This is a genomic window from Nocardia sp. NPDC057668 (assembly GCF_042799795.1).
Lineage (GTDB): Bacteria > Actinomycetota > Actinomycetes > Mycobacteriales > Mycobacteriaceae > Nocardia.
This window is the reverse complement of the sequence record NZ_JBHVIC010000002.1, coordinates 533,357-547,863: the sequence shown is the minus strand read 5'-3', so window position 1 is coordinate 547,863 and position 14,507 is coordinate 533,357. Positions and strand designations below refer to the sequence as shown.

The window sequence follows — 14,507 nt, the reverse complement described above, 5'->3', positions numbered from 1 at the left end:
CTTTTCGCCCACTCGCCAAACCGGAGAGCGCCGGGGCCGCGGAAGTGATGTGGAGAGACGTAGATCACATCCGGGTAGGGCGGCTCGTGTATGCGCACCGCTACCCGGCTCCGGGACCACCGCACGCGCCCGGTCGGATCAGGCCCGGCGGGCTGCCGCGCTGGATCGGCGATTCTTCCGACTCGGGACCGGCTGCACCACAGAGACTTCCGCCCGCGGACGATCGCCGCCGGGCACGGGCAGGCCGCCGGATCGCCGGTGGTCCGGGCTGGATCGCGGTTTCCGGGCGGCCGACGCGGTCGGCATCAGCCGTCGGGGCAGACTGGGCTCGCCGCAGTAGAGGAGTGCATCATGACCGTCCGCGCCGACGACGCCGCGACCGCGACTTTCGCCGAGCATCGGCGTCTGCTGTTCTCGCTGGTCTACAACATGCTGGGCAGTGTCGCGGACACCGAGGACGCGCTGCAGGACATCTGGCTCGCCTGGGTCGGGCGCACCCGGCCCGGCGCGCCGCCGATCACCAGTCCCCGCGCCTACCTGGTGCGGGTCGCGGCGAACAACGCCCTGGCGCGGCGGCAGGCCGCCTCGCGCCGCCGCGAAACCTACGTCGGCCCTTGGCTACCCGAGCCCCTGGTCACCGACACCCCGGAAGTCCGGGACAGCGCCGACGCCGCCGACGCCGCGCTGCGCGCCGAATCGGTGTCCACCGCGATGCTCGTGCTGCTCGAATCCCTGACTCCGCTCGAGCGCGCGGTCTTCGTGTTGCACGAGGTGTTCGGCTATCCGCACACCGAGATCGCCGAGATCCTCGGCCGCGACAGCGCCGCGGTCCGCCAGACCGCGCACCGCGCCCGCGCGCACGTGCACGACCGCCGCCCGCGCTACCGCGCCGACCCCGGCACGCAGCGCGCGGTGACCGAGCGGTTCCTGGCCGCCCAGCTCGGCGGCGACCTGACCGCCCTGCTGTCCCTGCTCGCCCCCGACGCGACCCTCTGGTCCGACGGCGGCGGCAAGGTCAGCGCCGCCCGCCACCCCATCCACGGCGCGCAGCACATCGTCCGGGTGATCACCGGCGCGGCGATGTCCGGCATCGCCAACTCCCACGCGATCGAATTCCACTGGGTAGGAACCGATCCCACCGTCATCCTGCTGGAGGACGGCATTCCCCACTCGGTCGTCGTCCTCGACATCGACCCCGCCACCGCCCGAATCCACGGCGTCTACGCGGTCCGCAACCCCGACAAACTCCGCCACCTGGGCGTCCCGAGCTAGCCCGCGGGCCGGCATCCCGCGATCGGATCGGCGCCGGGTGTGCCTCGGCCCGTCGTGGCCGCGCTGCCCGGTTCACCGCCGCCCGTCCCGGGGACCTGCCGCGCCGCAACGCCACTGGGCGATCTCGACCCGGTCGCCGCGAACGGCGGGTTCGGGCCGGCCTGTTCACCGGTACGGCTGTGTCCCGGGGGTGAACGTGCCGGACGTTCGCTCACGCAGACCGGGTGATCTGCCGTGGCGCAACGCCGCTGGGTGACTTCGACTCGATCGCCGCGAACGGCGGGTTCGGGCCGGCCTGTTCACCGGTACGGCCGTGCCCCGGCGGTGAATATGCCGACGCCCGCCTAGCTGCACGGGACCGCGGTGGCTGCCCGCCCATCGATCCGGGCGGCGCCGGAGCGATGTTCGCCCCGGCGCGGCGACATTCGGGCTCAGCGGGCGGTGATCCGGAAGAACCCGCTCAGGGTGCCCTGGTACTGCACCTGTCCCGGGGCGATCGTGCCGACCATCTGCAGGGTGTCGTGAATGATGCTCGCGCCCACCCGCTGTTCGGTGTCGACCTTGCCGGTCGCGGCGTCGATCACCGTGTACGCGTAGGAGTCGGTCACCGCGCCCGCGCTGCCGGAACCGCCGCCGCTGCCGGTGCCGAGGCTGCCGGAGCCGCCGCTGCCCGAGCCGAACGGGCCGCGCCGGGCGATCGTGTAGATCTTGCCGTCGGCGACCGAGAGGCGTGGGACCGCGGCGGAGGGCACGTCGATCGTCCACACCACCGAGCAGCCCGAGCCGGTGACGTCGATGCGGGTCATGCCGCCGGTGAAGGCCGCGCTCTCGGGCTGACTCGGCCCGGCGTTGGCGGGCAGCTGCGGGTACGGGTAGCCGTAGGTGCTCGCGACGAAGACGCTGTTGCCCGTCGCGACGGGGGAGTTCTCGGTGCCGTTGATGGCAGGGATCGAGCACACGGTCGCGCCGGTGACCGTGTCGAAGACGAGCAGGTTCTCCTTGTTCGCGGCGTTGTCGGTGATCGCCAGATACTCGGTGCCGCTGCCGGGCCCGAAGAAGGTCGGGGTCGCGCCGGAGCCCCAGCTGAGCTGGCCGGGCTTGCGCGCCGGACCGCGGTCGTAGGCCTGCCGCCACAGCACCCGCGGGTTGCCGGCGGCGTCGGCGTCCACCAGGTACAGCGCGTGCGAGGTGGCGATGGCCACGCCCTCGGGCGCGCTGGAGATGCTGTTGGCCACCGATTCACCCGGTCCGAGCAGGATGGCCTTGGCCGCGCCGGTGGCCGGATCCACGAATCCGGCGGCGGCGTTGTCGGTCGCGAACCAGACGCGCCCGTCGTAGTCCGGCATCACCGAACTCACCGCGTCGCAGGATCCGCCGCCGCAGTGCGCGGTAACCGCCTGGGACACATTGCTTCTGGAATCGATCGAGAGCTTCCACTTGCCGTCGGCCCCGCGCTGGTGCCCGATGCGCAGCAGATCCCCGCTGCCGTCGACGGTGACCATGCGGTCCTGCTCGTCCAGGTAGGCGTAGACGCCGCCGAGCAGGCTGCCCTTGGCGAGATCGAGCGAGGCCAGGGTGTCGCCGTTGGCGGGGTCGAGCAGGAACACCGTCGGCGCGCGGTCGATCATCTTGGTGCACAGCGCCTGTGGGATGCCGTCCGCGCCCTGCAGGATGGTCGGGCAGGCGGCGGCGAGTTCGTGGAAGTCCGCGCGCACGGTCACCGCGCCCGGCCCGGGGAACGGCGTGGCGTCCGAGGATGCGGCGTCGCCGTGCATGGTCGCGGTGCCCAGCGGGCCCAGATAAGGATTGGCCGGGGGTAGCGGCCCGAATGCCGCTCCGGCCGAACCGGTGGCGATGGTCAGTGCCAGCGTCGCGCCGGCCGCCATGATCGCCGTCGCGCGGCCAAGTCTCTCGAACACGGATTCCCCGTTTCGTCGTCCCCGGGCGACACTGCCCGAGCCCTGCGTATGAGCCTGAATGCGAATATTCGCATCGATGGATACGATTAATCGTGCCGGACACCATAGAAGAGCAGGTCAAGCCTGGCAAGGTTTTGTACCGTTCGGCTCGTCACGCCGCGCCGTTCGGTACCGGGTGGGTCAGAATATCGCCGGGCTCGCGACGGAATAGCGTGCCGGTACCACCGGTTGCCAGCTTCTATGGCACCCGAGTCGGATCAGTCGGATGGATGGCGCATGATCGAAGACGTGACGGATCTACCGAACCCGAATCTGCCCGCACCGGCGCCCAGCCCCGCGGGCATGCGCCGGGCACTGCGGCGCGCCCGTGACGGGGCCACCCTCAACCTCGACGAGGCGGTGGTGCTGCTGCAGGCGCGCGGCGCCGACCTGGTGGATCTGTGTACCTCGGCGGCGCGGGTGCGCGACGCCGGCCTGCGCGAGACCGGCTACGCGGGGGAGACCCTCCCGATCACGTACTCGCGCAAGGTTTTCATCCCGCTCACCCATCTGTGCCGGGACAAGTGCCACTACTGCACCTTCGTCACCGTGCCCGGAAAGCTGCGCGCCCAGGGCCGCGGCATGTACCTCGAACCCGACGAGGTGCTCGAGATCGCCCGCCAGGGCGCCGAACTCGGTTGCAAGGAAGCGCTTTTCACCCTCGGTGACCGCCCGGAGGAGCGCTGGCCGGAGGCGCGCCAGTGGCTCGACGAGCGCGGGTACGACTCCACCCTGGACTACGTGCGCGCCATGTCCATCCGGGTGCTCGAGGAGACCGGCCTACTGCCGCACCTCAATCCGGGCGTGATGACGTGGGCCGAACTGTCCCGCCTCAAGCCGGTAGCCCCGTCCATGGGCATGATGCTCGAGACCACCTCCACCCGCCTGTTCACCGAACCCGGTCAGGCCCACTACGGCAGCCCCGACAAGGATCCGGCGGTGCGCCTGCGCGCGCTGACCGACGCCGGTCGGCTCTCGGTCCCCTTCACCACCGGAATTCTGATCGGCATCGGCGAGAACCTGGTCGAGCGCGCCGAATCGATCATGGCGATTCGCAAGTCGCACAAGGCTTTCGGTCACGTGCAGGAGGTGATCGTGCAGAACTTCCTGGCCAAACACGACACCGCCATGCGCAACACCCCCGACGCCGATCTCGAGGAATTCCGTGCCGCCATCGCGGTGTCCCGGCTGCTGCTCGGCCCGAAGATGCGCATCCAGGCCCCGCCGAACCTGGTCGCGCTCGACGAATGCCGCGCCCTGCTGGACGCGGGCATCGACGATTGGGGCGGGGTCTCCCCGCTCACCCCCGATCACGTGAATCCCGAACGCCCCTGGCCGAATCTGGACACCCTGGCCCAGGTCACCGCGGACGCCGGCTTCGTGCTCACCGAACGTCTCACCGCGCACCCGAAATACGTGCTGGCGGGCCACCCGTGGATCGATCCGCGGGTCTCGCGGCACGTGGCGGCGCTGGCCGATCCGGTGACCGGCCTGGCGCGCACCGTCAATCCCACCGGCCTGCCCTGGCAGGAGCCGGACCACGACTGGGAGTCGGTGGGCCGGGTCGATCTCAATACCGCCATCGACTCCGAGGGCCGCAACACCGAGTCCCGCAGCGATTCCGCGCTCGGCAACGACGGGCTCGGCGCGTTCGGCGACTGGGAGACCATTCGCGAACAGGTCAGGGAGCTCGCGGTCGCCGCCCCCGAGCGCTTCGACTCGGACGTGCTGGCCGCACTGCACGCCGCGGAGAAGGATCCGGCCGGGCTCACCGACGATCAGTACCTGGCCCTGGCCACCGCGGACGGCCCCGCGCTGGAGGCGATCACCGCGCTCGCCGATCAGCTGCGCCGCGACACCGTGGGCGACGACGTCACCTACATCGTGAACCGCAATATCAACTTCACCAACATCTGCTACACCGGCTGCCGGTTCTGCGCGTTCGCCCAGCGCAAGGGTGACGCCGACGCCTTCACCCTGAGCGCGTCCGAGGTCGCGGACCGGGCCTGGGAGGCGCACGTCGAGGGCGCGACCGAGATCTGCATGCAGGGCGGCATCGATCCGGAACTGCCGGTCACCGGATACGCGGATCTGGTGCGGGCCATCAAGGCGCGGGTGCCGGACATGCACGTGCACGCCTTCAGCCCCATGGAGGTTGTCAACGGGGCTTCGCGCGGTGGGCAGAGCATTCACGACTGGCTCTCGGCGCTGAAAGAGGCCGGGCTGGACACCATCCCGGGCACCGCGGCGGAGATCCTCGACGACGAGGTGCGCTGGGTGCTGACCAAGGGCAAGCTGCCCACCTCGGCCTGGATCGAGGTCATCACCACCGCGCACAAACTCGGCATCCGGTCGAGCTCGACCATGATGTACGGGCACGTCGACAATCCCAAGCACTGGGTCGGGCACCTGCGGGTGCTGCGCGGAATCCAGGACGAGACGGGCGGTTTCACCGAATTCGTGCTGCTGCCCTTCGTGCACCAGAGTGCGCCGTTGTACCTGGCGGGAGCCTCGCGCCCGGGTCCGACCGTGCGCGACAACCGGGCCGCGCACGCGCTGGCGCGCATCATGCTGCACGGGCGGATCCACAACATTCAGACCAGCTGGGTGAAACTCGGCACCGCGGGCACCCGGTTGATGCTGAACGGCGGCGCCAACGACCTGGGCGGAACGCTCATGGAGGAGACCATCTCCCGCATGGCCGGTTCCGAACACGGTTCCGCCAAAACGGTCGAGGAATTGACCGACATCGCCACCGGCATCGGCCGCCCGGTCCGCCAGCGCACCACCACCTACGGTGTGCCGCAGCACACTTCGGTGAAATCCTCGCTGGCGCTAGGCTGAGGGGAGACCCGCCCGGCGCCGGTGGACGACGGTGAACAGCCGTTTTCCCGCACCGCGCCGGGTTCGGGGCTCCCGTCGGGCCCGGGCGCGGCGGTGCGGGACGGCGAGGTCCCGGGTCGTGAGCGCCACGAACCATCCGCAGCGTCGCGGAGGGTGAAGTTAGGGTTGGCTGACCAGGAGTATTGTTACAGCGCCGGGATACTGTTTCGCGGGGCGGACTATCCCGCAGGGTGTGAGGACAGACTAGGAGAGCGGCAGTGCCGTACATCATCGCTGAACCGTGCGTTGACGTGAAGGACAAGGCGTGCATCGAGGAATGCCCCGTGGATTGCATCTACGAGGGTGGTCGCATGCTGTACATCCAACCGGACGAGTGCGTGGACTGTGGTGCGTGTGAGCCGGTCTGTCCGGTGGAGGCGATCTTCTACGAGGACGACACCCCGGATCAGTGGAGCGGTTACGTCAACGCCAACGTCGAGTTCTTCGACGATCTGGGGTCGCCCGGCGGCGCGACCAAGGTCGGCAAGGTCGACTACGACCCGCCGTTCATCGCCGCGCTACCGCCCATGGCAGCGGAGTAGGCAGAACGTTGAGCACGCGTGGCCGGGTCAGTGCGCTACTACCCGATTTCCCCTGGGACACCATCGCTTCGGTGAAGGCGAAGGCCGCTTCGCACCCGGACGGCATCGTGGATCTGTCCGTCGGCACCCCCGTCGATCCGGTCGATCCGCTGATCCAGCGGGCGCTGACCTCGGTCGCGGCGGTACCGGGCTATCCGACCACGCACGGCACCCCGGAATTGCGGGAAGCCGTTGTGGCGGCGCTGAAACGGCGTTTCGGCATCACGGGCATCGGCGCGGACGCGGTGCTGCCGGTGATCGGCACCAAGGAGCTGATCGCCGGTCTGCCGCGCACGCTCGGCCTGGGTGCCGGCGATCTGGTGGTGATCCCGGAGGTCGCGTACCCGACCTACGAGGTGGGTGCGCTGCTGTCCGGTTCGCGGATCCTGCGCGCGGACGGTGTCACGCAGCTCGGCCCCGAGTCCCCGGCGCTGATCTTCCTGAACTCGCCGTCGAATCCGACCGGCAAGGTGCTCGGGGTCGAGCACCTGCGCAAGGTGGTCGAGTTCGCGCGCGAGCGCGGCGCGATCCTGGCCTCGGACGAGTGCTACCTCGGGCTGCCCTGGGAGGGCCGCGCGATCTCGATCCTGGATCCGGAGGTGAGCGACGGTGATCACACCGGGCTGCTGGCGATCCATTCCCTTTCCAAGACTTCGAATCTCGCGAGTTACCGCGCGGGCTTCGTGACCGGTGATCCGGCGCTGGTGGCCGAGCTGCTCGAGGTGCGCAAGCACTCGGGTCTGATGCTGCCGTTCCCGATCCAGGCGGCGATGACCGCCGCCCTGGGCGACGACAATCACGAGGCGATTCAGCGCGAGCGCTACCGGGTCCGCCGCGACGTGCTGCGAAAGGCGTTGCAGGACGCCGGTTTCCGGATCGACGATTCCGAGGCCGGGCTGTACCTGTGGTCGACTCGCGGCGAGCCGGGCCGCACCACGCTGGACTGGCTGGCCGAACGCGGCATCCTGGCCGCTCCGGGTGAGTTCTACGGACCCCGTGGGGCACAGCATGTCCGGATCGCGCTGACCGCCACGGACGAGCGCATCGCCACCGCCGCCGATCGATTGCTGAGCTAGTTCACTCGCTTGACCAGCTGATTTCATGTCGGCGTCCGGTGCGTGATACTGTTTGCGACGTCGCCGGGCCGGATGGCCCGCTTCGAGTAAGGCCCTGTGGCGCAGTTGGTTAGCGCGCCGCCCTGTCACGGCGGAGGTCGCGGGTTCGAGTCCCGTCAGGGTCGCAGTACATGAAAGGCCGCGAGCACAGCTCGCGGCCTTTTCTGTTGTCGCACACCGGAATCGCCGTGTTCCGCGGTCTGCTCGCCGGCGGTCGTGCCGAGATTTCGCACGCGATGTTCCGGGATTTCGCACTCGAGATGACGAGATTTCGTATGCAAGGCTCGTTTTGTTAGCCACCGTCATGAACGACACGCTTTGGCGACTCGCCGATAGATATGTTCAGTTTTCTCGAAAAGTGACACGGCGGCACTTCGCAATCCCTATAACAGGTTCTCATCTGAGTCTCGATGAGGAGCCGGTTCATGCGTGGTTTTGTTTATGAGAACACTGGTAGCAGCCAATATGGCAGCGGCGGCGGTATGGGCCGCCGCCGATTCCTAGCTGCAACAGGTGTCATTCTTGGGGCCGCGTCGGCCGGGATGCTGGCGGCCAAGACGCCCGCGCGGGCGCTGCCCACCAAGCCGCTCGCCGACGGCGACAAGGTGCCCGCGCTGGTGATCGGCTCCGGGTACGGCGGCGCGGTCGCCGCCCTGCGGCTCGCGCAGGCCGGGATCGATGTCGCCATCGTGGAGATGGGCATGTCGTGGACGCAGCCCGGGTCCGACGGCAAGGTCTTCTGCACCCTGCTCAAGCCGGACGGGCGGTCGTCCTGGCTGCGCGACAAGACCGATCAGCCGGTCAGCCACATCATGGGCGCGTCGATCAACAAGTCGATCAGCCGCTACACCGGCATTCTGGATTCGGAGCGCTTCAGCGGGATTCGGGTGTACCAGGGCCGCGGCGTCGGCGGCGGCTCGCTCGTCAACGGCGGCATGGCCGTGACGCCGAAGCAGGAGTACTTCGGGAGCATCCTGCCCTCGGTGGACGCCGGGGAGATGTACGGCACCTACTACCCGCGCGCCAACGCGGCGCTGGGGGTCAACAACATCGACCAGTCCTGGTTCGACAGCACCGACTGGTACAAGTACGCCCGCATCGGCCGCAAGCAGGCCGACCGCTCCGGGTTCGCGACCACCTTCGTGCCCAACGTCTACGACTTCAACTACATGAAGCAGGAGGAGTCCGGGTCCGTCACCAAGTCCGCGCTCGGCGGCGAGGTCATCTACGGCAACAACTACGGCAAGAAGTCGCTCGACAAGACCTATCTGGCGCAGGCCGTCGGCACCGGCAAGGTGGGCATCACCCCCATGCACGTGGTCACCGCCGTCTCCCCGGCCGAGGGCGGCTACAAGGTCGAGATGAAGCAGATCGACACGAGTGGCAATACCGTGGCGACCAAATCCGTTGTGGCGCAGAAGGTGTTCTTCGCGGCCGGCAGCGTCGGCACCAGCAAGCTGCTGGTGGCCATGAAGGCGACCGGCGAGCTGGGGAACCTGCCCGATTCCGTCGGGTCGGGCTGGGGCCACAACGGCAACGTCATGGTCGCGCGGCAGAACCACGCCTGGGACGCCACCGGCTCGAATCAGGCCACCATTCCCACGCTCGGCATCGACAACTGGGCCGACAGCGGCGGCCCGGCGTTCGCCGAGGTGTCGCCGTTCCCGGCGGGGCTCGAGACCTTCGCGAGTCTCTACCTCGCGATCACCAAGAACACCAACCGCGGCAAGTTCACCTACAACTCCGGCTCCGGCGGGGTGGACCTGAACTGGCAGACGTCGTGGAATCAGCCGAGCATCGACGCGGCCAAGCGGATCTTCGACAAGATCAACAAGAAGGAGGGGACGATCTACCGCACCGACCTGTTCGGCCCCACCAAGACCTGGGGCGACGACATCACGTACCACCCGCTCGGCGGCTGCGTGCTCAACCAGAGCACCGACAACTACGGGCGGCTCACCCAGTATCAGGGGCTGTACGTCATCGACGGATCGCTGATTCCGGGCATGACCACGGTCAACCCGTTCGTCACCATTACCGCGCTCGCGGAACGGAATATCGAGAACATCATCGCTAACGATCTGGGTTAGCCGGAAGAATTTCGGTGCGTGTCCGGCGCGTCGGTGGTCTTGCCCGCGTTAGCCTGGGATATGGACGCTGTCACGGTTGTCCCTGCTCCCGCAAACGAACCGGTGCACACCTACGCGCCGGGTAGTCGTGAACGTGAACTGCTGACGGGCAGGCTCGCCGAAATCTCCGCAGGATCAGTCGATGTGCCGCTGGTGATCGGTGGCAAACATCAACCCGGAACCGGTGCGCCGGCCGAGATAGTCATGCCGCATCGACACCGGCATGTGCTCGGCACGTACACCGAGACCACCCACGACGAGGCCCGCTCGGCCGTGGACGCGGCACTCGCCGCGGCCCCGGCCTGGCGGGCCCTTCCGTTCGACGAACGCGCCGCGGTGCTGCTGCGCGCGGCCGATCTGCTGGCCGGGCCGTGGCGCGAGACGATCGCCGCGGCCACCATGCTCGGGCAGTCGAAAACGGTGCAGCAGGCCGAGATCGACGCACCGTGCGAGCTGGTGGACTTCTGGCGGTTCAACGTCGCGTTCGCGCGCGAGATCATGGCCGACCAGCCCGTCTCCTCGGCCGGGGTGTGGAACCGGATGGACTACCGGCCCCTGGAGGGGTTCGTGTACGCCATCACGCCCTTCAACTTCACCGCCATCGCCGGGAACCTGCCCACCGCACCGGCGCTGATGGGTAACACCGTGGTGTGGAAACCTTCTCCCACCCAGACGCTTTCGGCCTACTACACCCTGCAACTGCTCGAAGCGGCCGGACTGCCGCCCGGCGTCATCAACCTGGTCACCGGTAGCGGGTTCAAGGTCTCCGATGTCGCGCTGGCCGATCCGCGCCTGGCCGGAATCCATTTCACCGGCTCCACCACGACCTTCCAGCACCTGTGGCAGCAGGTGGGCGCGAATATCGGCCGCTATCACGGATACCCGCGCATCGTGGGGGAGACGGGCGGCAAGGACTTCATCGTCGCGCACTCCTCCGCCGATCCGGATGCCCTGCGCACGGCCATGATTCGTGGCGCGTTCGAGTACCAGGGGCAGAAGTGCTCGGCCGCCTCGCGCGCCTACATCGCCCGGTCGGTGTGGCGGCAGATGGGGCAGGATTTCCTGACCCAGGTCGACGAGCTCACCTACGGCGACGTCGCGGACCTGTCGAATTTCGGTGGGGCGGTGATCGATCGGCGGTCCTACGACAAGTGCGCCGCCGCCATCGAACGGGCGCGCGGCGCCGGGGTCGAGATCGCGGCGGGCGGCGCGCACGACGCCTCCGACGGCTTCTTCGTCCGCCCGACGGTGCTGCTCAGCGACGATCCGGGTGACGAGTCCTTCGCCACCGAGTACTTCGGGCCGATCCTGTCGGTGTACGTGTACGACGACAGCACCCCCGACGGCTTCACCGACGTGCTCGACATGGTGGACGGCACCTCGCCGTATGCGCTGACCGGCGCGATCTTCGCCCGCGATCGGTCCGCGGTCGAACAGGCTTCGGCCGCACTGCGATTCGCCGCGGGCAACTTCTACGTCAACGACAAGCCCACCGGCGCGGTGGTGGGGCAGCAGCCCTTCGGCGGCGCCCGCGCCTCCGGCACCGACGACAAGGCCGGCTCCCCGCTCAATCTGCTGCGCTGGGTCGCCCCGCGCACGATCAAGGAAACCTTCGTCCCACCCACCGATTACCGGTACCCGCACATGGAGGCGTGATGAATTGCAGCCGTTCGCAACGCCTAGATGCGCCGCACCTGATGCGCGCCGGGAGCACCGGCCGGCGGCGGCCGGTGCACCGCGGTTGCTCGCAGCCACCGCCGGAGGCGCCGCCCGCGCTCGCCGAGCGGGAGCGGCCGGGGGATCTGCTGGAACCCGTCCGTTCGCGACGCCATAACGAGGCCGGGTTCGGTCTCGGCGATGTCACGTGGGCGGAACCGCCGACGAATCCCGGACGCTCGCAACGGCGTAGCGCTCTGTGCCCCGTGGTCCCCGGCGGCCGGGTGCCGGGGTCGCCGCGGGATCGTGTTCGCTCGCACCGGCACCGGGCGAGGTGTGTTCCGCACCCGGCGACCGGACCGGACGGGGGCGCGCGATGAACCCGCTGCGTCCGGCGATCCTGGCCGCGGCCAACTCGGCCCGGCTGAAGAAGGCGGTGACTTCGACGCCCGCGACCGCGGCCGTGGTGCGGCGTTTCGTGGCGGGGGAGACGCGGGCCGAGCTCGCGCCCGTGGTGCGCGAGCTGCTCGCGAGCGGGCGGTCGGTCAGCGTGGACTTCCTCGGGGAGTACACCGAGGACCGGTCGGTCGCCGATGCGGCCGTGGCGGAATACGTCTCGCTCATCGACCTGCTCGCCGAGCTGGATCGGGAGGTGCCCGTCGCGGCGGGCGGGCCGACCACCTCGCCCCCGGTCCGCGCGCGTCCGGCGGGATCCGGTGCGGAATCGGCCGGTTCGGACGTGGGTGCGCCGGGTTCGGGTGCGCGGAGTTCGGCTGCGGGAGCGCGGGGTTCGGAGTCGGCGTGTTCGGACGTGAGCGCGAAGCGTTCGGCGACCGGTGAGCGTGCTGACCCCGGCGCGCGGCGGGGGGACGCGGTGCCGCGGGTGGAGGTGTCGCTCAAGCTCTCCGCGCTGGGTCAGGCGCTGGCGGCCGACGGGCCCGCCATCGCGGCGGAGAACCTGCACAAGTTGTGCGCCAAGGCCGTCGAATCGCGGGTGTGGGTGACCGTGGACGCGGAGGACCACACCACCACCGAGGACACCCTGGCCGCGGTGCGGCTGGCGCGGTCCGAGTTCCCGTGGCTGGCGGTGGCGATGCAGTCGTATCTGCGCACCGCCGAACGCGATTGCCGGGACGCGGCGAGCACGGGCACCCGAATCCGCCTGTGCAAGGGTGCGTATCAGGAGCCCGAGACGGTGGCCTACCGGCGCCGGGGCGAGGTGGACGCCTCGTATCAGCGCTGCCTGGAGGTGCTCATGACCGGTGGCTGGTACCCCATGGTCGCCTCGCACGATCCGGCGATGGTCGAGGCCGCCCTGCGCTTGGCGGCCGAGAACCATCGCGGTCCGGGCAGTTTCGAGTTCCAGATGCTCTACGGGATTCGCGACGCCGAGCAACGCCGTCTCACCGCCGAAGGCCACGCGCTGCGCGTGTACATCCCCTACGGCACACAGTGGTACGGCTACCTCATGCGCCGCCTCGCCGAACGCCCCGCCAACCTGGGCTTCTTCCTGCGCGCCCTGGCCGCTCGCGGCTGACGCCGGACGCGGGAACCACACCGCCACCGGCTTGCGAGGCCGGTGGCGGAGGCGTTGATGACGGTGGTTGTGCGGCAACGGGTTCGGTGGCGGTGGGCGGGCCGCACGGCGCCCGGGTGGCACCCGCCTCGCGCAGCCGGGCCCCCGGTCGGATCGACCGGGAGCCCGGCTCGGGCGGAGGTGACCGCCCGTCCGTACCGGGTCCGCGCGGGTGAGCGCTCCCGGCTCGTGACGCCCCGGCTTCCGGGTTACCGGGGTCGGGGGCGATGCTCTCCGACGCCCGGACCAGGCCCGCACCCGAGGGTCGGCACCGGGCCGACTGCGTCGGGTGCGAGCGCTGGGTCTCGGTGCTCCAGCGCAGGTCTCGGGGCCGCGTGACCTGCTGCGGCACAGCGCTTTCCGCTACCTCTCGCGTGGCGGAAAGCCTTCGGGCGAGTGGGGGATCAGATCAGCGGGCGGCCGAAGCGGCGGCGCAGGCGCATGTCCGCGAGGTAGAAGTTGTAGGGGAACAGGCGGATCACCGTGGGCAGCTTCGACCAGACCGCGGCCAGGGCGCGCAGTACGAACACGAAGCGGCGTTCCTGGCGCGGGGTCCAGGTCATGCCCATCTCGGCGCGCAGGTGCGGCGGCAGCAGGGCCGTGGTCACGAAGCGGTGGAACGGGCCGAAGACGCGCTGCAGCGGCTTCGAGATCATCCGCAGATCGGTGAGGGCGTTGAAGTATTCGCGCGTGGGGTCGTCGATGGTCCGGGTGGCGAGGTTCTCTTCCCAGTACACGTAGAACTCGTCCCGGGTGGCGGGCCACATCTCCTGGCGCATCTGCAGCGTGGTGCCGAAGCGCGCGCAGTGCTGGTAGAACGCTTCTGCCAGTTCGGGAGTCATGGGTCCGCGCAGGCGCTGGTACAGGTCGTCGAGTCCCCAGTACATGCAGGACGCCACCCACAGCTGGAGCTTGGGGTCGAAGGCGTTGTACTTCACGGGGCTGGTCGGCTTGGTGTGCACGGTGCGATGCGCGCCGTTGACCGCGGCGCGGTAGGCCGCCCGATCGCCCTCGTCGCCCATCAGCGCGACCGCGATGTAGGTGAGCGTGGTGCGCAGCCGCTTGGCCGGGACCAGCATGACGCTGCCGGTGTGCACGTCGCTCTCCATGACGCCGTACCCCACGGGCTTGAGCGCGAGCTGCATGATCACGTTGGCCGAGCCGCCGAGGAAGGCGGCGATGCCGTCGATGTGCTCGCGGACCTCGGCGGGGGTGAGGGTGGCGGGCGCGGAGGTCGCCACCGGCCCGGAGTTCAAAGAACCAACCGTCTGGTACGCGTCAATGGCATCATCGGACTTGCGCAGGGGGGTCGTCATCGTTGACTCGACTCCTCGTCG

9 protein-coding genes and 1 tRNA gene are annotated in these 14,507 nt (G+C 69.4%); 8 read left to right on the top strand and 2 right to left on the bottom strand.

What is annotated here, in order from left to right; translation table 11 throughout:
- Positions 1-351 precede the first annotated feature (351 nt).
- On the top strand, positions 352-1,272 hold the full coding sequence (gene sigJ / locus ACFVBH_RS15335; protein WP_379002145.1) for an RNA polymerase sigma factor SigJ: 921 nt from the start codon (positions 352-354) through the stop codon (positions 1,270-1,272).
- Between the two features lie 431 nt (positions 1,273-1,703).
- Here the strand turns inward: sigJ and ACFVBH_RS15330 are convergent, their stop codons facing one another.
- On the bottom strand, positions 1,704-3,191 hold the full coding sequence (locus ACFVBH_RS15330; RefSeq protein ID WP_379002144.1) for a hypothetical protein: 1,488 nt from the start codon (positions 3,189-3,191) through the stop codon (positions 1,704-1,706).
- 276 nt (positions 3,192-3,467) lie between these two features.
- On the opposite strand from ACFVBH_RS15330, the gene ACFVBH_RS15325 reads away from it, so the two are divergent.
- From ACFVBH_RS15325 to ACFVBH_RS15295, 7 genes are all read left to right on the top strand, one after another.
- Positions 3,468-6,074, top strand: coding sequence for a bifunctional FO biosynthesis protein CofGH (locus ACFVBH_RS15325; RefSeq protein WP_379002143.1), 2,607 nt, complete (start codon positions 3,468-3,470; stop codon positions 6,072-6,074).
- Between the two features lie 257 nt (positions 6,075-6,331).
- Positions 6,332-6,655: a ferredoxin gene (gene fdxA, locus ACFVBH_RS15320; RefSeq protein ID WP_067572375.1), complete on the top strand. Its 324-nt coding sequence runs from the start codon at positions 6,332-6,334 to the stop codon at positions 6,653-6,655.
- Between the two features lie 8 nt (positions 6,656-6,663).
- Positions 6,664-7,770 (top strand): succinyldiaminopimelate transaminase, encoded by a 1,107-nt coding sequence (dapC, locus tag ACFVBH_RS15315; RefSeq protein ID WP_379002141.1) that lies wholly within the window; start codon positions 6,664-6,666, stop codon positions 7,768-7,770.
- A gap of 90 nt (positions 7,771-7,860) precedes the next feature.
- Positions 7,861-7,934: transfer RNA gene (locus ACFVBH_RS15310), tRNA-Asp, on the top strand.
- A gap of 417 nt (positions 7,935-8,351) precedes the next feature.
- Complete coding sequence (locus tag ACFVBH_RS15305; RefSeq protein ID WP_379002140.1) at positions 8,352-9,899, top strand: GMC oxidoreductase; 1,548 nt, start codon at positions 8,352-8,354, stop codon at positions 9,897-9,899.
- Positions 9,900-9,959: 60 nt separating this feature from the next.
- Complete coding sequence (gene pruA / locus ACFVBH_RS15300; protein WP_379002139.1) at positions 9,960-11,594, top strand: L-glutamate gamma-semialdehyde dehydrogenase; 1,635 nt, start codon at positions 9,960-9,962, stop codon at positions 11,592-11,594.
- Positions 11,595-11,970: 376 nt separating this feature from the next.
- Positions 11,971-13,131: a proline dehydrogenase family protein gene (locus ACFVBH_RS15295; protein WP_379002138.1), complete on the top strand. Its 1,161-nt coding sequence runs from the start codon at positions 11,971-11,973 to the stop codon at positions 13,129-13,131.
- Between the two features lie 443 nt (positions 13,132-13,574).
- Here ACFVBH_RS15295 and ACFVBH_RS15290 read toward each other — a convergent pair whose 3' ends face one another.
- Positions 13,575-14,486: an oxygenase MpaB family protein gene (locus ACFVBH_RS15290; protein WP_379002137.1), complete on the bottom strand. Its 912-nt coding sequence runs from the start codon at positions 14,484-14,486 to the stop codon at positions 13,575-13,577.
- Positions 14,487-14,507 lie beyond the last annotated feature (21 nt).